General features: G+C 62.9%; 23 protein-coding genes and 1 pseudogene. 9 read left to right on the forward strand and 15 right to left on the reverse strand.

The genetic code is table 11. From position 1 onward, the window contains the following. Positions 1–118: 118 nt before the first annotated feature. Together ACMGGK_RS20700 and ACMGGK_RS20705 are read right to left on the reverse strand one after the other, a co-directional pair. On the reverse strand, positions 119–1,303 hold the full coding sequence (locus tag ACMGGK_RS20700) for an anaerobic sulfatase maturase (protein ID WP_151254767.1): 1,185 nt from the start codon (positions 1,301–1,303) through the stop codon (positions 119–121). Continuing rightward, positions 1,300–3,012, reverse strand: coding sequence for an arylsulfatase (locus ACMGGK_RS20705; RefSeq protein WP_116404115.1), 1,713 nt, complete (start codon positions 3,010–3,012; stop codon positions 1,300–1,302). The genes ACMGGK_RS20700 and ACMGGK_RS20705 overlap by 4 nt, the downstream gene beginning before the upstream one ends. Before the next feature lie 481 nt (positions 3,013–3,493). Between ACMGGK_RS20705 and ACMGGK_RS20710 the strand changes: the two genes are divergently transcribed. From ACMGGK_RS20710 to ACMGGK_RS20725, 4 genes are all read left to right on the forward strand, one after another. Beyond that, on the forward strand, positions 3,494–4,141 hold the full coding sequence (locus ACMGGK_RS20710; RefSeq protein WP_016929201.1) for a helix-turn-helix transcriptional regulator: 648 nt from the start codon (positions 3,494–3,496) through the stop codon (positions 4,139–4,141). 140 nt (positions 4,142–4,281) lie between these two features. Next, positions 4,282–5,469, forward strand: coding sequence for an MFS transporter (locus ACMGGK_RS20715; protein ID WP_049300745.1), 1,188 nt, complete (start codon positions 4,282–4,284; stop codon positions 5,467–5,469). Beyond that, positions 5,466–6,578, forward strand: a complete 1,113-nt coding sequence (locus tag ACMGGK_RS20720; RefSeq protein WP_016929203.1) for a class II histone deacetylase — start codon at positions 5,466–5,468, stop codon at positions 6,576–6,578. The genes ACMGGK_RS20715 and ACMGGK_RS20720 overlap by 4 nt, the downstream gene beginning before the upstream one ends. Before the next feature lie 93 nt (positions 6,579–6,671). After that, positions 6,672–7,478 (forward strand): lysophospholipase, encoded by an 807-nt coding sequence (locus ACMGGK_RS20725; RefSeq protein ID WP_420277167.1) that lies wholly within the window; start codon positions 6,672–6,674, stop codon positions 7,476–7,478. Between the two features lie 38 nt (positions 7,479–7,516). Here ACMGGK_RS20725 and ACMGGK_RS20730 read toward each other — a convergent pair whose 3' ends face one another. The 3 genes from ACMGGK_RS20730 to ACMGGK_RS20740 all read right to left on the reverse strand — a co-directional run bounded on the left by ACMGGK_RS20730 (position 7,517) and on the right by ACMGGK_RS20740 (position 10,062). After that, positions 7,517–7,882: a cupin domain-containing protein gene (locus tag ACMGGK_RS20730; protein WP_004933207.1), complete on the reverse strand. Its 366-nt coding sequence runs from the start codon at positions 7,880–7,882 to the stop codon at positions 7,517–7,519. An 18-nt stretch (positions 7,883–7,900) separates the two neighbouring features. Further along, complete coding sequence (locus ACMGGK_RS20735) at positions 7,901–9,202, reverse strand: NAD(P)/FAD-dependent oxidoreductase (RefSeq protein WP_079450053.1); 1,302 nt, start codon at positions 9,200–9,202, stop codon at positions 7,901–7,903. 101 nt (positions 9,203–9,303) lie between these two features. Continuing rightward, complete coding sequence (locus ACMGGK_RS20740; RefSeq protein ID WP_420277168.1) at positions 9,304–10,062, reverse strand: response regulator transcription factor; 759 nt, start codon at positions 10,060–10,062, stop codon at positions 9,304–9,306. Between the two features lie 229 nt (positions 10,063–10,291). Between ACMGGK_RS20740 and ACMGGK_RS20745 the strand changes: the two genes are divergently transcribed. Next, entirely contained in the window at positions 10,292–11,419 is a 1,128-nt protein-coding gene (locus ACMGGK_RS20745) for an iron-containing alcohol dehydrogenase (protein ID WP_420278101.1), read from the forward strand. 258 nt (positions 11,420–11,677) lie between these two features. Here ACMGGK_RS20745 and ACMGGK_RS20750 read toward each other — a convergent pair whose 3' ends face one another. Further along, positions 11,678–12,607: a LysR family transcriptional regulator gene (locus ACMGGK_RS20750; RefSeq protein ID WP_016929209.1), complete on the reverse strand. Its 930-nt coding sequence runs from the start codon at positions 12,605–12,607 to the stop codon at positions 11,678–11,680. A gap of 135 nt (positions 12,608–12,742) precedes the next feature. Here ACMGGK_RS20750 and ACMGGK_RS20755 point away from each other — a divergent pair, with 135 nt between their 5' ends. From ACMGGK_RS20755 to ACMGGK_RS20770, 4 genes are all read left to right on the forward strand, one after another. Continuing rightward, on the forward strand, positions 12,743–14,083 hold the full coding sequence (locus ACMGGK_RS20755) for an aspartate aminotransferase family protein (protein WP_151254765.1): 1,341 nt from the start codon (positions 12,743–12,745) through the stop codon (positions 14,081–14,083). A gap of 10 nt (positions 14,084–14,093) precedes the next feature. Then, positions 14,094–15,602 carry a CoA-acylating methylmalonate-semialdehyde dehydrogenase gene (locus tag ACMGGK_RS20760; protein WP_193843249.1) on the forward strand — a complete coding sequence of 503 codons (1,509 nt, stop codon included), beginning with the start codon at positions 14,094–14,096 and terminating at the stop codon, positions 15,600–15,602. Between the two features lie 143 nt (positions 15,603–15,745). Further along, on the forward strand, positions 15,746–17,122 hold the full coding sequence (locus tag ACMGGK_RS20765) for an APC family permease (RefSeq protein ID WP_143779199.1): 1,377 nt from the start codon (positions 15,746–15,748) through the stop codon (positions 17,120–17,122). A gap of 2 nt (positions 17,123–17,124) precedes the next feature. Then, a complete protein-coding gene (locus tag ACMGGK_RS20770; RefSeq protein ID WP_033638813.1) occupies positions 17,125–18,234 on the forward strand; it encodes a P1 family peptidase in 1,110 nt (369 codons plus the stop codon). 38 nt (positions 18,235–18,272) lie between these two features. Here ACMGGK_RS20770 and ACMGGK_RS20775 read toward each other — a convergent pair whose 3' ends face one another. From ACMGGK_RS20775 to ACMGGK_RS20815, 9 genes and pseudogenes are all read right to left on the reverse strand, one after another. Further along, complete coding sequence (locus tag ACMGGK_RS20775; protein ID WP_143779201.1) at positions 18,273–19,523, reverse strand: phospholipase D-like domain-containing protein; 1,251 nt, start codon at positions 19,521–19,523, stop codon at positions 18,273–18,275. Then, the gene (locus tag ACMGGK_RS20780) at positions 19,516–20,166 is read right to left on the reverse strand and encodes a MotA/TolQ/ExbB proton channel family protein (RefSeq protein WP_016929215.1); all 651 of its coding nucleotides are present in this window, start codon (positions 20,164–20,166) and stop codon (positions 19,516–19,518) included. The genes ACMGGK_RS20775 and ACMGGK_RS20780 overlap by 8 nt, the downstream gene beginning before the upstream one ends. A gap of 46 nt (positions 20,167–20,212) precedes the next feature. Next, positions 20,213–22,447, reverse strand: coding sequence for a TonB-dependent receptor family protein (locus tag ACMGGK_RS20785; protein ID WP_016929216.1), 2,235 nt, complete (start codon positions 22,445–22,447; stop codon positions 20,213–20,215). A 39-nt stretch (positions 22,448–22,486) separates the two neighbouring features. Then, positions 22,487–23,227 carry an energy transducer TonB family protein gene (locus tag ACMGGK_RS20790; protein WP_143779202.1) on the reverse strand — a complete coding sequence of 247 codons (741 nt, stop codon included), beginning with the start codon at positions 23,225–23,227 and terminating at the stop codon, positions 22,487–22,489. Position 23,228: 1 nt separating this feature from the next. Then, the gene (locus tag ACMGGK_RS20795; protein WP_004933244.1) at positions 23,229–23,636 is read right to left on the reverse strand and encodes an ExbD/TolR family protein; all 408 of its coding nucleotides are present in this window, start codon (positions 23,634–23,636) and stop codon (positions 23,229–23,231) included. A 242-nt stretch (positions 23,637–23,878) separates the two neighbouring features. Beyond that, positions 23,879–24,202: a helix-turn-helix domain-containing protein gene (locus tag ACMGGK_RS20800; RefSeq protein WP_033638818.1), complete on the reverse strand. Its 324-nt coding sequence runs from the start codon at positions 24,200–24,202 to the stop codon at positions 23,879–23,881. Next, positions 24,165–24,546, reverse strand: a pseudogene (locus ACMGGK_RS20805) (type II toxin-antitoxin system RelE/ParE family toxin). Before ACMGGK_RS20805 ends, ACMGGK_RS20800 begins: the two are co-directional and overlap by 38 nt. A gap of 253 nt (positions 24,547–24,799) precedes the next feature. Further along, positions 24,800–25,720 carry a L,D-transpeptidase family protein gene (locus tag ACMGGK_RS20810; protein ID WP_025305160.1) on the reverse strand — a complete coding sequence of 307 codons (921 nt, stop codon included), beginning with the start codon at positions 25,718–25,720 and terminating at the stop codon, positions 24,800–24,802. Between the two features lie 229 nt (positions 25,721–25,949). Then, on the reverse strand, positions 25,950–26,825 hold the full coding sequence (locus tag ACMGGK_RS20815) for a helix-turn-helix domain-containing protein (RefSeq protein WP_033631697.1): 876 nt from the start codon (positions 26,823–26,825) through the stop codon (positions 25,950–25,952). Positions 26,826–26,838: the final 13 nt, after the last annotated feature.

Here is a 26,838-nt window from a genome sequence, read left to right on the forward strand (position 1 = left end):
CTTATAGTTTTGGCCTGATGCATGCAGGTGCTTGCAGGTTTTTCACCGCCAGCGGCGGTCATCTCACTATAGAGAGGAAAGGAAAATGCTGACTATCGTCCTTAAGGACGAGACGCTTTCAACCTGCGGCCGCGCTCACGGCGGCGCGCCACTGCATTGCCCCCTGCGGGCTGCGCGGGTAGGCGCGCAGCGGCGCCAGCAGCGCGGAAAAGAAGGCGTAATAGCCGGCGCACAGCCGGTTGTAGCGATCTTCGCCCACATGCGCCGGGCAACCGCCCTGGCAGACGCTTTTCACGCTGCAGCGTTGGCACTCGCGGCGCAGGCTTTTGTTTTTACCGAACGGCATCTCCGCCGCCCTTGCCGCCAGGGTGGCGAGGGGCGTGTGGCGATCGGCATGGCCGAGCAGATGCTGCGCATTGATCAGATGATCGCAGGCGTAAAGCCGCCCGTCCGGCTCCATCACCAGATTGCCGCCGCAGCGTTCGGCGTGCACGCAGCTGGGGCTGACATGGGTGAAATACTGCGCGTAGACCTGTTCGATGTTCATTACAAAGACTTGGCCAACGTGCCCGCGGCTGCGCCAGCGGCGGTATACCGCCAGCATGAAGCGCCCCCAGTTGGCGGCGCTCAGTCCGTAACCGGCGGTGGGCGCATCCCCTTCCAGCATCAGCGGCTGGAACTGCAAATAACGCGCCCCGATCGCCACCGCATGATCGTAGATCGCCTCGGCGCGATCCGCGACGCCGTCGTGCACCACCATCAGCAGGTTGAAGTCGATCTGATGACGCTGCAACAACGCAATGCCGCGCAGCGCGGCGTCATAGCTGGCGCCGCCTCGCTTGTCCGGCCGGTGGGCGTCCTGCACCTCGCGATCGCCGTCCAGGCTGACGCCGAGGATAAAGTGATACTGCCGGAACAGCCGGCACCAGGCGTCGTTCAGCAGTGTGCCATTGGTCTGCAGGCTGTTGCTGATCCGCACGCCCGGCGGCGCATAGCGGCGCTGCAACGCCAGCGCCCGCTTGTAAAAACCGATCCCCGCCAGCAGCGGCTCACCGCCCTGCCAGACGAAGTTGATCTCGCGGCTGTAACGCGGTTGGGCGGCGATGTAGCCGCGGATAAACTCCGCCAGCAGGTCGTCGTCCATCTTGCGCGTCCGCTCTTGCTGGCGCTGCGGGTAGTAACAGTAGCGGCAACCCAGGTTGCAGCCGGCGCCGATCGGCTTCACCAGCAAATGAAAAGGCGCCGCCGCGCGCGGTTCGCTCTCCACCGGGATCTGCTGCGCGCGCAGCTGGGCCAGATTCATGGCGCCGCCTGCGGCAACGGTTTGTGGGTCTGCGGATCCAGGCCGATGTAGCCACCGGTGCTGGCGTCAACGCCGAGATAGTCGATCGCTGCGCCTTTGGCTTCAATGACCATGCTCTGCTGCGCAAAGCGGCGATACGCTTCGCTCAGCCGTTTGACCCGTTCCGGGTTAGCGGCGGCCAGATCGCGCGTTTCCAGCGGATCGTCATGCAGGTTGAACAGCCCCCACGGCGCCATCTGCGCCGTCGGCCCGGCCTTCACCAACCGCCGCAGCTTCCAGATGCCGTCTACATAGGCGGCCTGGTTATGCAGCTCCACGCCGTAGGTCGCGCGCGGCACGCCGTTGGCCTCGCCGCTGAAATAGCGCTTGAAGCTGACGCCGACCATCGGCAGCGTCGGTTTGGCCTTCAGCGGTTTGTTGGCATCGATGCCGGCATAGTCGTACAGCGTCGGGGCGATGTCATACACCGCCATCGGCGTGCGGTCGATGCCGCCGCGCCCTTTCAGCTGTGGCGCGGAGATGATGAAATCGGTATTGATGCCGCCCTGTGCGCTGGTGGTTTTGTGGTAGTTGGCATACGGCGCATTGCTGACGTTGGCCCAGTGCGGCCCGTAGGAGATGAACGATCCCTTGCGGCCGAGGTTGGCGTAGCTGTTGTCGAACTGCCGCCAATACTCCGGCTTCGAGCCGTAGTAGAAGCCGCTGGCGGGGTTGGCGCCGTTGTCGGTGGCGAACACGATCACCGTATTTTGATCGCGACCGGTCTGCTTCAGGGTGTTCAGCACCGCGCCGACCTGATCGTCCATATAGGCAATCATCGCCGCGTACACCTGCATGGTCTTGGCTTCATATTTTTGTTGCTCGGGCGTCAGCGCGTTCCAGGCCTTATCCAGCGCCAGCGTCGGCATCGGCGTGCGATCGGAAATCAACCCCAGCGCTTTCAGGCGTTGAATGCGCTGCTGATAGGCCTGCTGGTAGCCGGCGTCGTATTTGCCGTCGAATTTGGCGATCCAGTCATCCGGCGCCTGCAGCGGATCGTGCGGCGCGGTGAACGCCAGATAAGCGAAGACGGGCTTATTCTGCGGCGTCTCGCGGATCCACTGTTCCAGTTGATCGGCATAGGCCTTGCTGGAGTAGAAATCTTTGGGCAATGACACGCGTTTGCCGTTCAGGGTGTAGAAGGTGTGGAACGCCTCCACGGTGCCCAGCGGTTTCGCATCGTCGAAATGGCTGGTGCCGCCGCCCATGAAAGCGAAGGCGCGCTCGAAGCCGCGATCGGTCGGTTTGGCGCCGTCGACATAGCCCAAGTGCCATTTGCCCGCCATCATGGTGGCGTAACCCGCGTCGCGAAAGCGCTCCGGCAATGTGGTCACGCGGTCGGTCAGCCGCATTTCATAGCCCGGCTGCGCGGCGGTGCTCTCATACCACCACATGCCGCCCATGCCGGCCTGCTGGTTGGTGTTGCCGGTCATCAACATCGACCGCGCCGGCGCCGACATCGGCGAGGTGTAGTACTGGCTCATGCGCACGCCCCGCTCGGCCAGCGCCTGCAGGTTGGGGGTCGGTATCTCGCCGCCGAACGGGCTGATGTCGGAGTAGCCCATGTCGTCCACCAGAATGATCAGCACATTGGGGCGATCGGCATCCGCCCCCTGAGCCAGGCCCGATAAGGCGCCGCTCAACGCCACCGCCAGCGTTTTTTTCTGCATCGTTCGTTCCCCGTATGGTCATGTGGACTGAACAACCCGACGCCTCAGCCCGAGAAAGGTCATCATTTTTTCGTCTTATACGTTTGGCGCCGCCTGGCGCTATCTTCAATTCGCAGTGTAGGAAGCGGTGGAAAAGCCTGGCTATCGTTCTTAAGAACGAGGGACGGCGACGGTCGCGCCGGTTGTAGCACGCGCAGAGCGGCGAGGGCCTCGCCCAGGCAAGCATTGAAAAGCGCTGTAAATTCAGCGGGAAAAGCGGTGAATTATTTCATTAACCTATTAATGAAAATCGCGATGAATACAGCCTGAAAAGCCCTGACTAACGCAGTGTCATCTTGTTATTTATGTGTTTTATTGCAATCGGCCTCACGTTGTTAATATGTTTTTATTGTGTTGCCAAATTGCTACAACTATGCTTGTATCGTTCATATATTGACCGCCAACATTCTCCAGTTGAACGATAAAGGGAGGAACACGAATCATGCACAGCACCGCATCCGATGCCTTTATCAACAGTTGTTTGGCGACCATTACGCACCTGATCCCGGTGTCCGCCGGGGTGTTTTATCTGGTCGATCGCGACCTGCGGCCGGATCACTACATCCTGCACGGCATGCCCGATAAAACGCATCAGCAGTACCTGAACCACTTCCAGCAGATAGACCCGCTGCAGCCGGCCAATTTCCATCGCCAGGACATCACCATGGTCGGCATGAGCCCGGCGGCGATCGCCGGCAACCGCCGCTATTACCACGACTTTATGCTGCCGAACGACATGCGCGACATGACGGAGATCTTCATCCGCCAGCGCAAGCGCATCGTCGCCGGGGTATCGCTGATCCGCGATACCCCGTTTACCGAAGCGGAGCGCGGCCGACTGCGCGCGGTGCTGCCGCTGATCGAGCTGGCGACGCGCGATCTGCTGCCCGACGGCGAGGCGCAGCTGCTGACCGCCAAAGAGCAAGAGATCGTCAACCTGGTGCGCGAAGGCGCCAGCAATAAGCGCATCGCCCTGAAGCTGGGCATTTCGCTGTCCACGGTGAAAACCCATATGCGCAATATTTTCGCCAAAACCGACGTGGTGAACCGCACCGAACTGGTCGCCGGCGGTTTTCTCGCCCACGGTTAACGCCCGATAGCGGCCGCCGCTGCCGACGGCCGAAAAATAACGCCAGAACGTATTCGCCATTTATGGCGCGGCTTCCCCCTGCCCGCAATCGGGCCGAGCGGGATATTTCATCGTCACTTAACGCTTGGGGAATAAGGTTTATGTCCAGTGATTCGGTTTCCGCGCCCACCGTCGGCGCGGCGCTCCCCTGCCCGCCGCGGCTGCTGACCGCCATTATCGTCTTCGCCGCCATCGCGCCGGGCATTCTGATGACCGCCCCCGCCGTGGCCGCCCAGCTCGCCGCGCAGTGGCAGCTCGGTCCGGCGCAGATTGGCCACCTGTTCTCCACCGAACTCGGTGCCATGAGCCTGGCCACGCTGCCGGCGTGGTGGTGGATCGGGCGCATCAACTGGCGGCGGGTCGCTACGCTGTCGGCGCTGGTGTTTATCGCCGGCAACCTGGCTTCGGCGCTGGTGCAGGATTTCACCCTGCTGCTGCCGCTGCGCTTTATCGCCTCGCTGGCGGGCGGTACCCTGATGATCCTGTGCATCACCTGCGCCGCCGGCACCGCCAATCCCAGCCGCGTCTATGCCTTCTGGGTGCTCGGCCAGCTGGTGCTGGGCGCGGTCGGGCTGCTGGTGCTGCCGCCGCTATTCGCGCACTTCGGCCTGATGGCGGTCTACCTGATTTTGGCGGCCATCATGCTGTGCTGCCTGCCGCTCATCCCGGCGTTCCCCAACGGTTTCACCGCCGCCCGCGCCGCCCGCAGCGGCCCCGCCGCCTCGCTGGCGCGCAAGCTGTGCGCCGTACTGGCGGTGCTGACCTTTTACATCAGCCTGAGCGCGGTCTGGACCTTTATCGGCGGCATCGCCGCCGGCGCCGGGCTGTCGCCGGCTCACAGCGGCCAGGTGCTGGCCGTCGCCACCTTGCTCGGCATCGTCGGCGCCGGCGCCGCGGCGCTGATCGGCGCGCGCTTCGGCGGCGGGCGCCTGATCGTGCTGGGGTACGCCCTGCTGCTGGCCAGCGTGGCGCTGCTGACGGGCCAACCCTTGCTGCTGCGCTTCGCCCTGGCCGCTCTGCTGTTCAAATTCACCTGGACCTTCGTGCTGCCGTTCATTCTGGCGCGGGTCGCCGGGCTGGATAACGACGGCAAGCTGATGAACGGCATCAACCTGGTGATCGGCGGCGGCATGGCCATCGGCCCGACGCTGGCCGGCTCTCTGATCGAATCTTCCGGCGGTTTCAACGCCTTGCTGCTCGGCGCGCTGGGCTGCGCGCTGCTGTCGCTGCTGTTGATTTCGCTGGCTTCACCGCGCGCACCGCGCCGTATAACAGGAGGAGAAAGGTGAAAAGAACAACCGGTTTCTTGTTTGATGAACGCTGTTTCTGGCACAGCACCGGCCTGCACGCCACCACCCTGCCGGTCGGCGGCTGGGTGCAACCGCCCTCGGGCGCCGGCCATGCCGAGTCGCCGGAAACCAAACGGCGCATGAAGAACCTGATGGACGTATCCGGCCTGTCGCGCCGGCTCACCCTGCTGAGCGCCGAACCGGCGACGGAAGAAGATCTGCTGCGCATCCACCCCGCCCACTACCTGCAGCGCTTCAAACAGGTGAGCGACAGCGGCGGCGGCCTGCTGGGGGAGGAAGCGCCGCTGGGGCCGGGCAGCTATGAAATCGCCAAACTCTCCGCCGGCCTGGCCTGTGCGGCGGTGGAGGCGGTGCTGCAGGGCGAACTGGATAACGCCTATGCGCTGTCGCGCCCGCCGGGCCACCACTGCCTGCCGGATCAATCGATGGGCTTCTGCTTCCTGGCCAATATTCCCATCGCCATCGAGCGCGCCAAGGCCCGTTACGGCCTCGGAAAAGTGGCGGTGCTCGACTGGGACGTGCACCACGGCAACGGCACCCAGCACATCTATTGGCAGCGCGGCGACGTACTGACGCTGTCGCTGCATCAGGACGGCTGCTTCCCGGCGGGCTATTCCGGCGAGCAGGATCGCGGTGAAGGCGACGGGGCGGGCTGCAACGTTAACGTGCCGATGCTGGCCGGCGCCGGCGACGACGGCTACCTGCACGCCATGCGGCGCATCATCATCCCGGCGCTGGAAAAATTCGAGCCGGAGCTGATCATCGTCGCCTGCGGTTACGACGCCAACGCCCTCGATCCGCTGGCGCGCATGCAGCTGCACAGCGACAGCTTCCGCGCCATGACCGCGCTGGTGCAGGACGCCGCCGACCGGCTGTGCGGCGGCAAACTGGTGATGGTGCATGAAGGCGGTTACGCCGAATCCTACGTGCCGTTCTGCGGGCTGGCGGTGATGGAACAGCTAAGCGGCGTGCGCACTGAAGTGCAGGATCCGCTGCTGGCATTCATCCAGCAACAGCAGCCGCGCGACGCCTTCAACCGCTTCCAGCGCGAAGCGCTCGACGCGTTGGCGCGCCAGTTCGGCCTGTAATCCCCCTTTGCGGGCGCCGCACCCGGCGCCCCTGACAACCTCGCCGCCAGCCGCTACGCTGAAGGGCAACCCTACCACCATGAGAACAATAACATGTCCGAACAAACCGTCAGCTTTATCAAAGGCCGTCACGGCGACATCGCCGTGCACGACTGGGGAAACGACAAGCCGCGCTATCTGGCGCTGCTGGTGCACGGCTACGGCGAGCACCTCGGCCGCTATCAATACGTGGCGCGCACGCTGCAGGCGCAGGGCGCGCGGGTGTTCGGCCCCGACCACCTCGGCCACGGCCTGTCGCAGGGCGAGCGCGTGCTGATCGAAGATTATGACGCCGTGGTCGACGACGTGCAGCGCGTGGTCAGCCATTTCCGGCAGCAATACCCCACCTTGCCGCTGGTGGCGATCGGCCACTCGATGGGCGGCATGATCGCCACCCGCTACGTGCAGCGCCATGGCGAGGAAGTGCGCGCGCTGGTGCTGTCCGGCCCGCTGCTCGGCGACAGAACGGCGATCTCCGATCTGGCCGAACTGCCGACGATCCCCGACACGCCGCTGGATACCGCCACCCTGGCGCGCGATCCGGCGGTCGGCGCAGCGTATCAGGAAGATCCGCTGGTGTGGCACGGGCCGTTCAAGCGCCCCACCCTGCGCGCCATGCAGCGGATCCTCGCCGCCATCAACGCCGGGCCGGGCTTCGGCGCGCTGCCCACGTTATGGATCCACGGCGACGACGATCGGCTGGTGCTGATGAGCGAAACGCAAACCGCGCTCGATCGTCTGCAGGGCGACGATTTCGAACGGATGATCAATGCGGGCGGGCGGCACGAGAGCTTTAACGAAACCAATAAGGATCAGATCCTCAAGCGGGTGACCGATTTTATTACGCGGGCGTTAGGCTAAGGCGTTCCCCCTCAGCAGGCTGAGGGGGTATGACGGCGTCAGCCTTCGACGATGGCGAGGTAGTGTTTGACGAAGCGATCCGAGGTGATGTCCCAACGCACCGGGGTGCCCTTCTCGACGAACCAGGAGTCGCCGGCCTGATAGTGTACCGACTCGCCGGTGCGTTCGTTGGTCAGAGTGGCGCTGCCTTCCCACACCGTGGCGTGCTCGGCGAACGGGTACTCCATCACGAAGCTGCCGCGGGTGCAGCTGAATACGCCGCAGTTCAGGTTGTCGGTCGGTTCGCCGAAAATGCTGGCCACGCCGACGTTTGGCGTGCCGGCGATCACCGTGGCGCCCAGGTTGCTGACGCTGCCGATCTCCAGCAGTTCCGGCAACGGTTGTTTAAGCAGTAACGGTTTCATGTCATTCTCCTCTGAGGGTTAACGGCGGCCTTTCCAGTAGCCGGATGTCTGGTGCCAAACCTTACCGGCGGTGGTCATCACCCGCCGCAGCTTGTCCTTGCCGAAGATGTTGACGTGCGGGATCGAGCTCATCAGATCGTACCGATCGGATCCTTCGCTCATGCCCTCCGCCAGCACCTTGCACACGATGTGGCTCGGCGTCACGCCGAAGCCGGAGTAGCCCTGCACGTAAAACACGTTGTCGCGATCCGGCAGCGTGCCGATCTGCGGGAACAGGTTCGCGCTGCAGCACAGCGGGCCGCCCCAGGCCAGATCGATCTTCACGTCTTTCAGGTACGGGAACACCTTCAGCATCAGGTTGCGGTTCCAGGCCTTGAGATCCGACGGGAAATATTCGATCAGGCGGGTGGCGCTGCCGAACAGCAGCCGGTTTTCGTTGGTCACCCGGTAATAGTCGATCACCGGGCGGATGTCGCTGTAAGCGCCGCGGATCGGACTGATCTGGCGGATCAGTTCGTCAGACAGCGGCTCGGTGGCCAGCTGGAAGGCGTAGGTATTGATGGTCTTGCGGTAGATCTGCGGCTCCATGCCGTTGAGGAAGCCGTTGCAGGCCCACAGCATCTTGTTGGCGCGCACCGAGCCCATGGCGGTGCGCACCGTGATGCGCGGGCCATACTCGACGTCGAGCACGCTGCTGTTCTCGAAGATTTTCACTCCGTAGCCGCTCAGCGCCTTGGCCTCGCCCAGCAGCAGGTTGAGCGAATGCACGTGGCCGCCGCCCATGTGTTTCAGCGCGCAGGTGTAGGCGTCGGAACCCACCACCTGCTTGACCTCCGCCCCGGTGTAGAGCTCAATTTCCTCCTCCGGCGCCACCGCCCTGAACTCCTTCAGCCAGCCGCGCAGGGTCTTCTCCTGGCGCGCGTTGCTGCCGAGATAGCCGTAGCCGAAGCAGAAGTCGGCGTCGATGTCATATTTCTTGATGCGTTCGCGGATGATGCCGGCGCCGAGGTTGCTGATCTTGAAGATGGTTTCCAGCCCGGACGGGCCGACGTGGCGTTTGATCTTCTCCAGATCGTGGCCGATGCCGGCCATCACCTGGCCGCCGTTGCGCCCGGTGCCGCCGTAGCCCAGATAGCGGCCTTCGAGAATGGCGATGTTGGTGATGCCCTTCTCCGCCAGCTCCAGCGCGGTGTTGATGCCGGAGAAGCCGCCGCCGATGATCACCACGTCGACGTCCAGATCCTCTTCCAGCGTCGGGAAGCGCAGATCGTATTTTTTGGTCGCCGCGTAGTAGGTTAAGGACTCGATTTCGTTGTTCACTGCCGCACTCCCGATTGCCTATGCCATGACATCGGATTATCGGGAGCAGTGGGATCGTTCGCTATGTCCCCTTAGGGACATTCGCTACAAAAAATTAACATTCACGCGCTGCGCCGCTGCGGGGCGGTCAGCAGCAGGCTGAACAGTTCGGCCTGCGAGCCGATGTTCAGCTTGCCGTAGATGTTCTTGCGGTGATTTTTTACCGTGCCGAGGCTGATGAACAGCCGCTCGGCGATCTGCTGCGAACCGCAGCCGGCGAGGATCAGATCGACGATCTCGCGCTCGCGCGGCGTCAGCAAATAACGCGCCTGCGCGCCGTCGTCGTTCACCGTGTCGGCATCGGCCGGTGCCGCCACCACTTCGCCGTGCAGCCGCGCCACGCTTTTCACCAGCGTCAGCGCGCTGCGCAGATCCGCTCGCTGCGGGTAGCGCACCGCCACCGTGCGGCGCGCCGAGCCAAAGAACACTCCCAGCCCGCGCTCCGGCGTCAATTGCAGCAGCACGCCGGCCTCGTCGTGCCAGCCGGTCTTGCGATAAAAATTGCGGTAATAGTCGCTGTGATAAAACCCGCAGGGCGCCAACTGGCGCAGCGTCAACACCTCGCCTTCGCCGCCGTCGTTCAGCGCGCGGTAAAACGGATCCTGCAGGTAGGCGCCCTGTTGGTAGATCTGGTTGACCGCATCGCTGTTTTCCCGCTCGGTTTTGATCAGGCAGCGCGGCGGCCGGCCGCGTTCGAAGGCATAGACGATGGCGTTGTCGAAGGCGAAAAACCCTTCCAGCCAGTTCAGCAGGCTGGGATAAAAGCGCGGGCTGGCCACCGCATCGATCACCGTAGACAAGCGTTCAACCTGAATATCCATACCCGCCTCGCCATGATTAATACATTAACAATCTACCGATTTCGGATGGGGTTGGCCGCATAACGGCCGGTACTGTTAAAAAAAGCATCCGGCGCGCCGAAATGCAAGAACGATATCGTTTACATGTTAAACAACTCACAGGTTGCCGCGGCGGGGAAAGCGGTGGCCGCTCCGCGCCCGCTGGCTTATGCTGTGGCATCGCGCCCCGCAACGCCGTCAAGGAGACCTCATGTCCGTCAGCCATATCATCGCCAACCGCCAGACCTGGTTCGGCCACGGCGGCATCCAACAGCTGCCGCCGCTGCTGCTGGCCGATCCGCAGCCGACGCTGCTGTTCAGCTGCCGCTCTTTTCTCAACGGCCCGGTGTACGCCGGCCTGCGCGAAGCGCTGACGCCGCTGCTCATCGGCACCGAGATCGTCAGCCACGAGGCGTCGCCGCAGGAAATCGACGCCTGGGTGGCGCGCTGGCGCGGCCAGGCGCGGCGCGTGGTGGCCATCGGCGGCGGCAGCGTGCTGGACGCCGCCAAGGCGTTCTCCGCGCTGGTGGAGCACCCGCTGCCGACGCTGCGCTATATGGAAAAGGTGGGCGACAGCAAAATCAGCGGCGCCACCCTGCCGCTGATCGCCATTCCCACCACCGCCGGCACCGGCAGCGAGGTGACGCAGAACGCGGTGATCACCGATACCCAGATCAGCAAGGTGAAAGCCTCGCTGCGCCATAACAACTTCGTGCCGCACACCGCCATTCTCGATCCGCAGCTGCTGGCGGGCGCCCCGGACAAGGTGCTGGCCTACTGCGCCATCGACGCCTTCACCCACCTGTTCGAGGCCTATCTGTCGAAAACCGCCGGCGCCATGACGCGCGACATGTCGCTGAGCGGCATCCGCCACTTCCTCGCCGCCTGGCCGGCGCTCAACCGCAGCGACGCGGCGCGCGAGGCGATCATGCAGGCTTCCTACCTCGGCGGGCTGACGCTGAGCGCCGCCGGGCTGGGGGTCATTCACGGCATCGCCGGCGAGATCGGCGCGCTGCGCGACTACCACCACGGCCAGGTCTGCGGCCGCCTGCTGCTGCCGTTCTTCGCCCTGCTGGAAAACAGCGAACAGCCGCAGCAGCGCGCGCTGATGGCCGAGCTGGCCGCGCGCCTGTACCCGCACTGGCAGGGCAGCCCGGAGAGCTATCTGACCGACTTCATCACCCGCCACGCCATCGCGCCGTTCTGGCAGGACGATTTGCCGATTTCCGGCCAGGAATTGGCGGTAGCGCTGGAGAAATCCAACAGCAAGAATTCCTGGCTCGACTATGCGCCGGCGCAGCGGCAACGGATGATCGAAGAGGCGTTTCGCGTCGAATGATGATATCTACCCTAAATAGTTGGAGCTGCATCCCGGCGGCAAGAGGCGGCTCGCCAGGAGCTTACTCAAGTAAGTGACTGGCGTACGCACTCGCAGCCAACACAGATGCAGTTTCAAGTATGACGGGTATAATCAGATCAACGCACTAGCAGGAGTAAGGAAATGGGCATCATCGGCTGGATCTTCGCCGGCATCGCGGTCGGCATCCTGGTCGGCGCGCTGATCAGAATCTTCGGCAAGAAGAAAGAGCAGTAAGCGTCACGCTGTTCCGTGGGCCGCCAGCAGGCACTCATGGAACAGCTTCACCACCCGCTGCGGCACCGGCGAGCGGCGCAGCACGCTGGAGTATTCGCAGTGATAGCGGAACAGCGCCGGTTTGATCGCCCGCATCATATTCTGCGCCACGAAAAACGCCGCGTAGTGATCCGGCAAAAAGCCGACGTATTTGCCGGACAGGATCAGCGTGGCGATCGACTCCTGCGCAAACCCCGTCGCCTTGCGATGCAAATGTTGCTGCAGGCTCAGTTCCATATTCGGCGAATGATAGCCTAATCCGGCGAAGGCATAATTGTGCAGCAGATCCCAATTTAATGTTTCATGGGGGCCGGAAAATAATTCATGCTGCGCGCCGCAATATAAGAACATCCTCTCACTGAATAACGAATGATAAGATAAACTTTCCGCGCTGCGGTGCATGGGAATAACGCCAACCTGAAATTGCCCGTCAATGACGCCGCGTTCAATGGTATTAATCGGCTCCACGTACATTTGCAAAGAAACCTCCGGCGCGCGCTCGCTGAATAATGCGATGGCCCGGCCGATCTGCGCCTGCGGATTGCTGACCGTATGGTCGAATATCGCCACGTGCAGCTGCCCGCCCATGCGCTGGTGCACCTCGTCCACCCCGCGCCGGAACGCCTCGGTGGCCGCCAGCAGGTTGACGGTTTCCTGGTAGATAATCAGCCCCTCGTCGGTGACCGCAAAGCCCTCGCGCCCGCGCTGGCACAGCGTCAGGCCCAACCGCTGCTCCAGATCCTTGATGTGCTTGCTGATGGTCGACAGGCTGATATTCAGCTCCAGTTCGGCGGCGCTCATGCCGCCGCAGTCGACCACGGCCTTGAATACCCGCAGCAAACGCAGATCCATATCCGACAATTGTCCCAGCAACGCGCGCTTTTTTACTTGCATAAAACCTTAAGTAAGTTTCGACATATGATTATTCACAGTAGAGAACAAGCGGTACATAGTCAATTTCGCACAACAATTCGTTAACAACTCATTTTATTTAATTAATCGCACTTATTTTCCTGCCCGGAGGAAAACATGGCCGCTGAAAATTATTCACTTAATCGTCTCGATGCCGCAGGGTTAGAAGCCCATTGGATGCCTTTTACCGGCAACCGCAATTTTAAAGCGCAGCCGCGCATCATTACTCAGGCCGCAGGGGCGTATTACACCAGCCACGACGGCAGAAAGATTTTCGACGGCCTGTCCGGATTGTGGTGCTGCGGATTGGGGCACGGCCGGCAGGAAATCACCGACGCCGCCCAGCGCCAACTGGCGACGCTGGATTACTCGCCGGCGTTTCAGTTCGGCCACCCGCTGTCGTTCGAGCTAGCCAACAAAATCAAAGCGATGACGCCGGCGGGGCTGGATTACGTGTTCTTCACCGGCTCCGGCTCGGAAGCGGCGGACACCTCGCTGAAAATGGCGCGCGCTTACTGGCGCGCCAAAGGCCAGGCGGGCAAAACCTGCTTTATAGGCCGGGAAAAGGGCTACCACGGCGTTAACTTCGGCGGTATCTCGGTCGGCGGCATCGCCGGCAACCGCAAGACGTTCGGCGCCGGCGCCGAGGCGGATCACCTGCCGCACACCCTGCTGGCCGGCAACGCCTTTTCGCGCGGCATGCCGCAACAGGGGGCGGAGCTGGCGGATGAGCTCAGCCGCATCATCGCGCTGCGCGACGCCTCGACGATCGCCGCGGTGATCGTCGAACCTTTCTCAGGCTCCGCCGGGGTGATCGTGCCGCCGGTCGGCTATCTGCAGCGCCTGCGCGAGATCTGCACCCAGCATGACATTCTGCTGATCTTCGACGAAGTGATCACCGCCTTCGGCCGCTGCGGCGCGATGACCGGCGCCGAGGCGTTCGGCGTCACGCCGGACATCATGAACATCGCCAAACAGGTGACCAACGGCGCGCAGCCGATGGGCGCGGTGGTGGTGCGGCCGGAGATCTACCGCACCTTCATGAACGGCGGCGAGCCGGACTACCAGCTCGAATTCCCGCACGGCTACACCTACTCCGCTCATCCGGTCAGCTGCGCGGTCGCGCTGGCGACGCTGGACATCCTGCAGCGCGAACAGATGGTGGAGCGCGTGCAGGCGCTGGCGCCCTATTTCGAGCGCGCGGTGCACAGTCTGCAGGGGGCCAAACACGTCGCCGACATTCGCAATATCGGTCTGGCGGCCGGCATCACGCTGGCGGCGCGGCCCGGTGAACCGGCGCGGCGCCCCTTCGAGGCGGCGATGCGCTGCTGGGAAAGCGGATTTTACGTGCGCTACGGCGGCGACACCCTGCAGTTGGCGCCGCCGTTCATCAGCAGCGAGACGCAGATCGACGCGCTGATCAACGCCGTCGGCGACGCCCTCAACGCCACCGAATAAGGAGAGAATCATGACCATTACCCATTGGATCAACGGCGAGCCCGCCGCCGGCGGCGAACGCAGCCAGCCGGTTTACGACCCGGCCACCGGCCAATCGGCGCAGGAGGTGCAGCTGGCCGACCGTGCCACGGTGGAGCGCGCCATCGCCGCCGCCGAACAGGCCTATCCCGCCTGGCGCGATACCCCGCCGCTGAAACGCGCGCGCATCATGATGAAGCTCAAGGATCTGCTGGAGCAACATGCCGACGCCGTCTGCCAATTGATCACCGCCGAGCACGGCAAAGTGCTCAGCGACGCCCTGGGCGAACTGCAGCGCGGCATCGAGAATATCGAATACGCCGGCTATGTGCCGGAACTGCTGAAAGGCGAACACAGCAAAGAGGCCGGCCCAGGCATCGACAGCTGGAGCGAGTTTCAGCCGCTGGGGGTGGTGGCGGGCATCACGCCGTTCAACTTCCCGGCGATGGTGCCGCTGTGGATGTGGCCGATGGCGGTCGCCTGCGGCAACACCTTCGTGCTGAAGCCTTCCGAGCGCGTCCCTTCCGCCGCGCTGTATATCGCGCGGCTGGCGGCGGAAGCCGGGCTGCCGCCGGGGGTGCTCAACGTGGTCAACGGCGATCGCGAAGCGGTGGAGACGCTGCTGCATGACGGACGCGTGAAGGCAATCAGCTTCGTCGGCTCAACGCCGGTGGCGGAGCACATCTATCACAACGGCTGCGGTCAGAACAAACGGGTGCAGGCGCTGGGCGGCGCCAAGAACCACGCGGTGGTGCTGCCGGACGCCGATATCCCCGGCGCGGTCGGCGCGCTGATGGGCGCGGCGTTCGGCTCCTGCGGCCAGCGCTGCATGGCCATCCCGCTGGTGGTCGCGGTGGGCGACGGCACCGCCGACGCGCTGATCGCCGGGCTGCGGCAACAGATGGCCGCCATGCGCGTCGGCCCCGGCAGCGACAATCGCAACGACATGGGGCCGCTGGTGACCCAACAGCATTATCAGAAGGTGAAAGGCTATATCGAGCAGGGCGTGGCCGAAGGCGCCGAGCTGCTGGTGGACGGCCGCGAGCTGAGCGTGACCGGCGACGACGGCCGCCCCAGCCAGGGGTATTTCCTCGGCCCGACGCTGTTCGATCGCGTGACGCCGGGCATGCGCATCTATCAGGAAGAGATCTTCGGCCCGGTGCTCGGCGTGGTGCGCGCGGCGTCGCTGCAGGAAGCGATGACCTTGATCGACGCCCACGAATACGGCAACGGCACCTGCCTGTTCACCCGCGACGGCGAAGCGGCGCGTTACTTCTCCAGCCGCATTCAGGTCGGCATGGTGGGGATCAACGTGGCGCTGCCGGTGCCGGTGGCCTACCACTCGTTCGGCGGCTGGAAGCGCTCGCTGTTTGGCGATCTGCACGCCTACGGCCCGGACGCGGTCAGGTTCTACACCAAACGCAAGACCGTGACCCAGCGCTGGCCGGCCTCCGGCGACGCCCGGCTCGCCAGCTTCAGCTTCCCGTCGGGGCAGGGGTAATCCCAGCATAACGAAAAGTCCTTTCCGGGGAAGTTCGCTTCCCCGGTATTTCCACGCGCTCCATTTCATCTTTACGCAGGACAACAGAGTCGCCCTTCTGGCGGCAACAACAATTCACCCAAGCGTTAATGGAGTAGTTCCCAATGAAAGAGTCCGCCCCTGAACACACCTTCAAAGGCAATCTCAGCGTCCTCGACGTGGTGATGATCACCGCGTCCGGCGTGACGCCGGCCAGTTCGATCTTCGTCATCGCGCCGCTGGCGATCGCCAACGCCGGCAGCGGCGCCTTTCTGTCGTTTCTGATCGCCGCCTGCGTCGCCGCCGCCATCGCGCTGTGCTATGCCGAGCTCGGCGCCGCGCACCCCAGCGCCGGCGGCGAATACAGCATCATCAAGCGCCTGTTCGGCACCCTGTGCGGGTTGCAGACCTACCTGTTTATCCTCAGCGCCTCGCTGTTCGTGCCGGCGGTGCTGGCCACCGGCGCAGTGCCCTACCTGAATACCGCGCTGGGCACCCAATTCGACGCCTCCACCGCCGGCATGCTCACCGTGCTGGTCGGCGGTATCTGCGCCATTTTCAACATCAAGGCCAACGCCCTGCTGACCGGCGCCTTTCTGGTGGTCGAAGTGGCGGTGCTGGCGCTGATCGCCTGGCTCGGTTTCAGCCATCCGCATCAAAGCGCGGAGATCCTCACCGCGCCGGTGATGCTGGACGCGCAAGGCAGCCTGGCGCCGGTATCGCTGCCGCTGATCGTCGCCATGGTCGGGGTCGCGCTGTTCTCCTACAACGGCTACGGCGCGGCGGTGTACATGGCGGAAGACATGCGCGAACAGGGCAGGCCAATGGCGATCGCGATCATGCTGACGCTGGCCATCGTGGTGCTGGTGGAGCTGGTGCCGTTCACCGCCCTGCTGATCGGCTCGCCGTCGCTGACGGAGATGGCCAAACAGGCCGATCCGGTCGGCTATGTGGTCACCGAGCTCGGCGGCCCGACGCTGGCGCGGGTGGTGAGCGGCGCGATTTATCTGTCGGTATTCAACGCCATCATCGCCATCGTGGCGCAGTTCAGCCGCATGATGTTCGCCAGCGGACGCGACGGCTTCTGGCTGCCGGCGTTCAACCGGGCGCTGAAAATCATCCACCCGCGTTTCGGCACCCCCTGGATCGCCACCCTGCTGTTCGGCGTGCCCTCGGCGCTGCTGGCGTTTTGCTCCGATCTCGAATCGCTGACCTCGTTCACCGTGATCCTGCTGCTGCTGGTGTACATCATCATGGCGGTCGCGGCGCTGATCAGCCGCCGTCGCCGCCACTTCCCCCACCCGTATCTGATGCCGCTGTGGCCACTGCCGGTGGTGGTGGCGCTGCTGTGCTGCCTATACGTACTGTGGACGATTTTGATCGCCAGCAGCCTGAAAGACTTTATCATCATTGCCGGCATCATCGGCTTCGGGCTGGCGCTGAACCATCTGCGCGGCCGCCAGACGGCGCCCCTCGCCGCCCCCTCAATAGAAGGAGAATAACCATGACGCAACGCGCTCAGGATCTGGGCATTATCATCGGACAGGGCACGCCCGGCCCGCTGAACGCCATCACCGACGTGCCCGGCGTGCGCGTCGGCCATGCCAGCCTGCATGCCGACTTGGCGGACGGGCGCAGCGTGCGCACCGGCGTGACGGTGATCGAACCGCGCCCCGGCTCCGCCCGCCACGCGCCCTGCTTCGCCGGCGTGCACGTGCTGAACGGCAACGGCGACGCCACCGGCCTGGAATGGGTGCGCGAAGCGGGCCTGCTGACCAGCCCAATCGCCTTCACCAATACCCACAGCGTGGGCGTGGTGCGCGATGCGCTGATCGCGCTGGAGCGTGAAGCGCTGCCCGCGAGCGACAACGCGGTGTACTGGAATATGCCGGTGGTGATGGAAACCTTCGATGGCCTGCTCAACGACATCAACGGCTTTCACGTCAAGGCTGAACACGTGCGCGAAGCGCAGCAGGCGGCCCGGAGCGGCTTGCCGCAGGAGGGCGCGGTCGGCGGCGGCAGCGGCATGATCTGCCATGAATTCAAAGGCGGCAGCGGCACCGCATCGCGCCGCTTGCCCGCCGATCAAGGCGGCTGGACGGTGGGCGCCATCGTGCAGGCCAACCACGGCAAGCGCGAGTCGCTGTTGGTGGGCGGCTACCCGGTGGGCCGCCACCTGGGGCATCTCCCCTCGCCGTTCACGCCGCAGTTGCCGCATCCCGGCATGGGCTCCATCGTGGTGGCGCTGGCGACCGACGCGCCGCTGCTGCCGCACCAGTGCGCGCGGCTGGCGCAGCGCGCCAGCATCGGCATCGCCCGCACCGGCGGCGGCACCGAGGATTCGAGCGGCGACATTTTCATCGCCTTCGCCACCGGCAACGACGGCCTGCCGCCCGCCGACTACGCCAATAAAGGCGATTTCACCACGCCGCTGCGCATGGTGAACAACGACTACATTTCGGCGCTGTTCGCCGCGGCGGCGGAAGCGGTGGAAGAAGCGATCGTCAATGCGTTGCTGGCGGCCAATACCGTCAGCGGCAACGGCCATCGGGCGGAAGGGTTGAGCGCCGAACAGCTGGTGACGGCGCTGGAGAAAGCCGGCTGGCGGCGGTAAAAAAACACAGGGCGCGGGGGTTAACCGCGCCCTGATTATCAGGATTCGCCGCCCGGCTTGGGCGTCGGGTAGTCGTAATCCAGCCGCAACGGTTCGGCGTAGACGCTGTTCCACAGCTGTTGGTACAGCTGGTCCAACCGCCCGCTCATCGCCGCGCTGTGCAGCACCAGCTCCAGATTGCGCGAGTTGTCCAGATAGCCGCCGGTCCAGTTGCTGGTGCCCACCCAGGCGATCTCATCATCAATGGTCATCAGCTTGCTGTGGATCACCCGGGCAAACGGGATGAAGCCGCTGCTGGCCGGCGGAATGGTCACCACCTTGATCTGCACGTTCGGCACCAGCGCCAGGCTCTTCAGCCAGGCGATATCCGGCTTTTTGGTGTTCCAGTTTGCCACCATCAGCTCGATCTGCACGCCGCGCGCCGCCGCGCTGCGCAGCGCGTTGTCGATCACCGCATAGAAGGGACGGCTGCGTTCCGGGCCGAACGACAGCGGCGCGTAGTCCATCACCTGCACCCGCACCCGCCGTTTGGCGTCGGCCAGCAGGCGCGGCAGCTCGGCCTGCGAGTCGATCACCCTTGCCGGATTGTAGGCGCGCGGGCTGGCCACCAGATAGTTGCCCTGCGGGGGCGCGGTCGGCGGCGAGTCGGGCAGCGCCGGCACCGGCTTATCCTGCGCCAGCAGCGCCTGCGCCCGCCAGTCCTGTTCGAAGATCGCCTGGATCTGCCCCACCACCCTGGCGTCGCTGATGCGCAGCCCGGTTTCGTGAATGTGTTCCAGCGCGCGCCAGTCGAAGTTCTGGCTGCCGACGAACGCCTGCTCGCCGTCCACCAGCAGATACTTGGCGTGCAGGATGCCGCCGCTCAGCTTCTGGTAAGGAATGATGCGCAGCTCCAGATTGGGGATCGCCTTCAGCTGTTCCAGCGTTTCGGCGGTAGAAATGCGAAGGCCCTTCTCTTCGACCAAAAAGCGGATTTTCACCCCGCGCTCGCCGGCCGCCTTCAGGTGCTGCAGCACGCCGTCCAGCAGCGAACCGTCCTGATTCGCCACGTAGAACTGCCCCAGGTCGATGCGGGTTTTCGCCGCGTCGAACATCTCGCGCCACACCTCGGCGGTGTTGCGCAGGTCGTCGGCCTGCAGCGCGGTTTCCACCGGCGCGGTGTACACCAGCTCGTAACCGGGAATAGCAAAACGCGCCGCAGCGCTCTGGCTCAACATCAACAAACAACCGCTCCACAATGCCGTATAAAGGCGGCCTCTCGGCCGCCGTGCTGGATGGCCATTAGGCATAGCGCGGCGCTCCGCTGTCAACCCATTGTTCGCCGCTGCCGCTCTCCGGACGGCTGGCCGGTTGACCGGCGCGGATCAGCAGCACCTTCAGCAGTTCGTTGATGCGCTCCATGCGGCTCTGCAGAAAATTGTTGGCCACCAGGCACAGCAGCGCGATGGCGATGCCCAGCCCGGTGGCGTACAGCGCGGTGCCCATGCCGGCCGACACCAGACTCGGCTCGGACACCCCCGAGGCGGCCAGCGCCTTGAAGGTTTCGATGATCCCCATCACCGTGCCCAGCAGCCCCAGCAACGGCGCGGCGGTCACCACGGTTTCCAGCAGCCACAGGCCGCGCGCCATCGGCGGCTTGCTCAGCAGGTACTGGGCGTCGATCAGATCGCCGATCGCCTCGCGGTCGCCGGCGCGGTGTTTCTGCGCCAGCACCGGCGCGATCACCGCCATCGGCAGGCTGTTGCGCTGGGTCAGCGCGTCGGGCAAATCGGCGGCGCGGCGCACCTCCGGCGTCAGCGCCTGCTCCAGCCGGCGCGCCTGGCGCTGGGTATAGGCGAAGTACAGCGTGCGTTCGATGATGATCACCAGCGCAATCGCCAGCGCGGCGTACATCACGTAGAAAATAATGTCGTGCAACAGATTGGCGTCCATACAGGTTTCCTCTTCCCCGCCGCACGGCAGGCAGCGGGGTATTCAGTTAAAAGGTGGCTTCCAGCGAGACGCTGAAGGTGCGTTCTTCGCCGACGTTGTAATACGGCGTGCTGGCCTTCACACCGCCGTAGGGCGCCGCGTTGAAGGTGGTGGTGCGCACCGAGGTCAGGTATTCCTTGTCAAACAGGTTGCTGATGCCAAAGCGCAGCGCGGCGCTTTTGACGATTTTCTTGTCCACCGGCAGATGCACCCCCGCCGCCAGATCGAACACCGTGCGGCCGCCGATCTTCTCGTCGTTGGTCAGATCGCCGTAGAACGCGCTGACGTACTTGCCGCTGACGCTGCCGTAATACAGCCCGTCGTCATAACCCAACGTCATGTTCAGCAGGTTTTTCGGCACGTTCGGCACCTCTTTGCCGGAGGTCGGCAGCGGCTGCCCGCCATTGCTGACGATGTCGCTCTTCTGCTTCGATTGGGTATAGGTATAAGAGGTGTAGTAGTTGAAGTTATGCGGCAGTTGGCCGCTCCACTCCAGCTCCAGCCCTTTGTTCTCCACGTTGCCGATGTTCATCATCTCGTAGTCGCCGGCCGCGTTGGTGGTGGAGATTTGGCGATCGCTGTAGCGCATGTAGAACAGCGTGGCGCTCAGCAGCATGTCCTCTTGCTGGAAACGCCAGCCCAGCTCGTGGTTCCAGCTCAGTTCCGGCTTGGTGCTGAGCGAGTCGCCGACGTTGTACAGCACGTAGTTTGGCGGCGTGCGCATGTTGCGCGTCAGGTTGTAGAACACCTGGTTTTCCTGGTTCACCTTATAGCTGGCGCTGAAATTCGGCAGGAATTCGTGATAGGTGGCTTTGCGCTTCTCCGGCACGTTGTACAGGCTGCCGCGGTTGTCCCCTTTGCGCTCCACATACTGATAGGCCAGGCCGCCGACGAAGGTCCAGTCCGGCGTGGCGAACCAGGTGTCCTGCAGCCACACTTTCTGCGCCGGGGTGATGGTGTACTGGTTGCGTCCCTGCACGGTGTTGCCGTTGGCGTCCTTCACCTGATCGGAACCGCCAGGTTTCCCCCAAATCTGTGACGGGTTGCCGTCGCCCTTGATGCTGATGAACGGCTGAGTCTGCAACTGGCGCGCGCGCTCGTACCAATAACCGACGTCCAGGCTGTGCTGCTCGTTGATGTCCCACTTCAGCTTGGTGGTGATGCCCGGCCGCCAGGTTTGGGTCCACGACGGGCGGTAATAGGTGTTGGACTGCAGGTTGCTGAGGTCATACTGCCCGGCTCTGTCCGACGTGCTGGACAATACCGACGCCGTCTGGCCGTTGAAACTGCCGCCGTTGCCCCAGTAGTAATAGGGCTGCAGAGTCAGCGACAGGTTGTCGCGCAGCTGCAGTTTCTGGGTGAACGACAGCGTAAAGTTCTCGAACGGGTTGCGTTCAATCTTGTAATACTTGTTCAACTGCCCTTTGCTGTTGTACTCCGGCGAGGTGACATAATCGGTGTCACGACCGTCGTTTTGGAACTGCGCCTTGCTCAGGGTGTTGTAGTTGGTGTTGTTCTGGCGGTTGTACTTCATCACCAGATTGCTGCTGTTGCCGTTGCCGTCTTCATACAGCGAGTTCATCTCGAACTTGTCGGAGTACAGCCGCCCCTCGCCGCGCCATTTCTTCGCCTCGGTGTGCGAATAGGAGAGCCAGTTGCTGAAGCCGTTATACTCGCCGGTTTCCAGGCGGGCGAAGGTTTTGCTCAGGCTGTTGCTGCCCAGCGTCTGCTTGACGAAACCGCCGAAGTCTTTCGCCGGGCGGCGCGTCACCAGGCCGATGTTGCCGCCGCTGGAGCCGATGTGCGGGCCGTCCGCTTCGGAAGACCCCTGGGTGACGAACACCTCTTCCAGGTTCTCCGCATCGCCGAGCAGGTTCGGGTAGACCGCGTAGTTGCCGGAGTCATTGATCGGGATGCCGTCCATCGACAGGCCGATCTGATCCGAGTTCATGCCGCGCATGGTGTAGTCCACGCCGCTCAGGCCGCTGGCGTCGTTGCTGTTGACGTTCAAGCCCGGCGTGTATTTCAGTTTATCGATGGCGTTGGCCGCCGACGGCATTTTGTCCATCGCTTCTTTGGTGACGGTGGAGCGCGCCTTGGCGCTGTCATCCTGCACCATCATGCCGCCGCCGAGCGACTGCCCCTTGACGCTGATGGTGCCGACATCGGTGGCGTCGGCCGCCAGCGCGGCGCCCGGCAGCATCACCGCCAGATAGATCCCAGAACGATTAAACGATTTCATTGTGTGCATCCCATAAAAATCAAACGATTAACCCTTGCGCTAAGGCGCCTGATAATTGAACGTCGCGGTAAATCTTTTGGTTGTTTGCCCGGCGAACGCCTCGCTCGGGAACGGCTTCACTGAACTGATGCTTTGCAGGCTGCTCATCGCCGCGCGATTCAGCAGCATGCTGGCGGCTTTGTTGGCGATGCCGGAAGAGAGCACCCGCCCGCTGCGATCGACCTCCAACCACACCTCGACGTTGCCCTGCGGGCGCTCGAGCGAGGCCTGCCGCCCGCTCGGGTAGCGCTTGCGCTGTTCCAACTCACGGCGCAAGGCCAGCAGGTAGCCGTTTTCTATCGCCTGCGCGTTCACCTTCGACGCCGCGGGGGCGGCCGGTGCAGGCTGCGCCGCCGGTTTGCTGGCCAGCGCGCGCGGTACGGCAGGCGCCGGCGTCGGTTTGGGTTTCTCTACCGGTTTGGCTTTCTCTTTCACCGGTTTGGGCTTCGGCTGTGGCTTCGGCACCGGCTTGGCTTCCACGATCGGTTCCGGCGCCGGCACCACAGGTTCGGGGATCGGCTCCGGCTCGGGCGGCGGCGGTTCGGGCTGAGGTTCCGGCGGCGTTTCCGGTTGGGGTTCCGGCGCCGGTTCAGGTTCCACCAGCGCCAGTTCAATGGCGGTTTCGTCGTAGCGCGGCTGGATCTTCAGCGCCGCCTGTTGGCTGGCGAACAGCAGGCAACCGGCGACAATCAGCGCCGGCAACCAGCTGAAAAGATGACGTGAGCGATAGAGCAGATACATGTCACAGCTTCCGTGTCGCGATGGAGACGGAGAAGAAGCCGCCCTGGCGCAGGTTGTCCATGACCGCCACCAGCCGCTCGACCGCCACGCCTTTATCGCTGTTGACGATGATGGTGGTGGTCTGGTTGGCCTGCTGCTGCTGTTTCAGCGTGTTGACCAACGCGTCGAGCGCGATCGGCTGGCCATCCAGCTGCAGCTGTTCGTCGGCCCCCAGCGTGATGATCGCTTTCTTCTGCGGTTTCAGCTGTTGCGCGCTGCCGGCGGACGGCAACTGCGTTTTCAGCCCGAGCGCCGGGATGACGTTCAGGCTGATCAAGACGAAAAACACCAATAAAAACATCATCACGTCGATCATCGGGATCAGTTCGATGTGCGCTTTGTTCTTTTTCGGTTCGTTCCAGTTACGCATGACACTCCCTCCAAAAGCGAAGCAGCCAATATAGGAGGGGTTTGTTTACCTTTTGTTACGCTTGTGTGATCTTATTTTCACAGCGGAGATTTTTTGCGAGAATTTTTTCAATGGCAGGCGATAAGGGAGTAGATATAACTTATTAATTAGCGATAGTTTTTATTGGAATAATTGCGATGGGGTATTTCAGAGAGTCAAAGCCAGAGAGGATAATGTGAGAATAGTGACAGCCCATACGGTCACTACAACAAGACCTCAAGCCCGTGCTTACGTACGATCGAAAGCAGCTTGAGCGACACGCCGCCGGGCCGTTTCACCCCCGTCTCCCACTTCTGTATGGTCGACACGCTGGTATTCAGATAACGGGCAAAAACCGGTTGGCTTAAACGTAAATGCTCACGCAAGGCTTTGATCTCTTGGGGCTGCAACATCTCGACCGGAGCAAGGCAAGACTCGTCGAAACTGCGTAGGGTTTCCAGAGAAATGGCGCCAGTACGATGCAATCCTTCAGCCGCGCTGTGAATCGCCTCAAAGGCCGGACTCCGAAACGTTTTTTCCTTCTTCATGGCAAATCTCCATCCATTCGTTCTTTACGACCAAGGATTGGAGCATTTCGTCGCTCAACGCGCCAAAATGCACCGCCAACTTGCGAAAAGCTTGCAATTCCGCCCCAGAGATATTGGCCTGGACCTGCTTGGCAAACAAAAAAACATACACCCAATGCCGACCGTTTTTCGCTAATACCAACGCACGGTCCCGATTGTGATTAAGACGTTTTTTTAAATACACCACCGCCTAAATCCACAGCCAAACCCCGTTGTACATCGTGTACCGCCCGACATAATGCCTTATCGGTAATGCCGTGCGCCTGAGCCTTCTTGCTAAACCAACGAGTTTTAAATGTACGCATTGCAATGACTTCCTCATAAAACATAGCACTGAGTGAAACACTTTTCCAGGGCATTCCTTCTCGCCAGCATCACCTCAAACATCGATGATGGCCACCATGGGAAACCCGATTTGCATGATGGCGCGCATCATGACTTCTTTCTGTGCAACGCTGAGGGCATCATTGCGAACGCACACGCAACAACATGTTTTACAAGCACAAAAAAAAGACGCCCGCAGGCGTCTTCTTGGCATTGTCACTGAGCCCGAGGCGATCAGTTCACTTTCACCGGCATACCGGAACGGGCCTTGATCGCCGCGTCCACTTCGCTCTGGTTGACGCCGGCGTCCATCAGCACTTTGCCGACCGGCGCAGAGATGGTCAACGGCACCGGATCTTTCGATTGCAGCTGCTCTTCGTTGGCCGACAGCGGGTTGTGCACTTCCACGTAGCGCGAGCCGTCCGGTTCGACGGTGGCCTTCATCGGTTCGTTGATGAACTGCACGCGGGTGCCGACCGGCACGTTTTCGAACAGATACTTGATGTCGTCGGCGCGCAGACGCACGCAGCCGTGGCTCACGCGCAGGCCGATGCCGAAGTTGGCGTTGGTGCCGTGGATGGCGTACAGGCGGCCGACATACAGCGCATACAGCCCCATCGGGTTGTCCGGGCCGGCCGGGAACACCGCAGGCAGGATCTCGCCGTCAGCCGCGTATTCGGCGCGCATCTTGGCGGTCGGCGTCCAGGTCGGGCCGTCTTTCTTGCGCTGCACGGTGGTGGTCCAGTTCAGCGGGGTGTCTTTACCCAGCTGGCCGATGCCGATCGGCAGCACCACCACGGTGTTGGAGCCTTTCGGGTAATAGTACAGACGCATTTCGGCGCTGTTGATGATGATGCCTTCACGCGGCGCGTCCGGCAGGATCAGCTGCTGCGGGATAGTTAGGGTGCTGCCGGCCTTCGGCAGGAACGGATCCACGCCCGGGTTGGCCTCCAGCATGTTGCTCAGCCCCATCTGATACTGGGCGGCGAAGCTCTCCAGCGGCAGTTTGCTGTCTTCCGGTACGGTGATTTGGATATTCTCGCCCACCAAACGGCTGTCTTTTGGCGGCAGCGGGTAAACGACGGCGAAGGCAGCCTGGCTGAATGCAACCAGTGCCGTAAACAGGGTTAATAACGCGCGAATGCTCATTTTCATCTTCGTGTTGGTCAAGGCCACTGGCGATTAGGGATATCGGTTTCTACGGCCACTTCGCCCCGATGAGTTTCAGCCGGCAGCCACTCGCTGCGGCCTGAAAAACAGGGGGATTGGACCGGATGCGCATTATATGTGCACATCAATCAAAGTGTGAACCATTACCGATGTAATATCGCAATTTTTTGTAACCTCACGCGCCACGAAGGCGATTTTTTGCGAGAACCGCCGCCTAGCTGGCGGCGGCCAACGCTTCCTCCCGCCGTATCGGGATCAGGTATTCACAGCGGATCGCCGCGCCGCCGAGCGGGCAACTGCCCTCCTGCGCCGGGTAGAAACGCTCGATATCCTGCCCCGGCCGGCGGATGGCGTTCATCTGCGGCATGGCGGTGTCATACAGCCGGACAATAAAGTTTTGTAACCCTTCCGCCTGTCCCTGGTAGGTGAAACGGGCATACTCGCCCTGCTCGATAGTCACCCGCTCTCCCGGCGCCCCTTCGTCCGGCAGAGCGGCGGTGTAGGCCATGCGCGGGCTGCCCCGGCGGCGCCGGTCAACTTCCAGACTGGTAAGGCCGTATACTACCTCCGGCAGCGCCTGCGGCTGCAGCAACTGCCGCCAGGCGTGGCGGCGCAGCTCACACTTGGAGGCCGCCAGTTGCCCCAGGGTAAAACTGCGGCGCTGGGTATGGCCCACCAACTGCATGGCGGGCAGCGTCACGATATCGGCCTGCGGCAATGGCGCTTCGGTCAGGCGCAGCGGCGGCTGCAGGCCATAGCTCGACCAATCCTGGCTGCGACGATAGCTGGCCGGCGGCAGACCGAACTGCTTGCGGAAGCAACGGGTGAAGGTCTGCTGCGAATCGAACTGGTAAGTATCGGCGATGCAGGCCACGCTGGTGCCGGTCAGGCGCAGTTCACGCGCGGCGGCGGTCAGCCTTCTGCGGCGCGCGTAGGTGCCGAGAATATGGCCGGTATGCTGCTTGAACATCCGCTGCAAATGCCATTTGGAGTAGCCGGACTTGGCGGCGATATCGTCCAGCGTCAGCGGCTGATCCAGGCTCTGTTCGATCCAGGCCAGCAGCTGTTCAATCACCTGTTGCTGGTGCATGGTGTTCTCCCCC

Origin of the sequence: Serratia sp. BNK-33-b, from assembly GCF_048684565.1 — a bacterium.
Taxonomy (GTDB): domain Bacteria; phylum Pseudomonadota; class Gammaproteobacteria; order Enterobacterales; family Enterobacteriaceae; genus Serratia; species Serratia marcescens.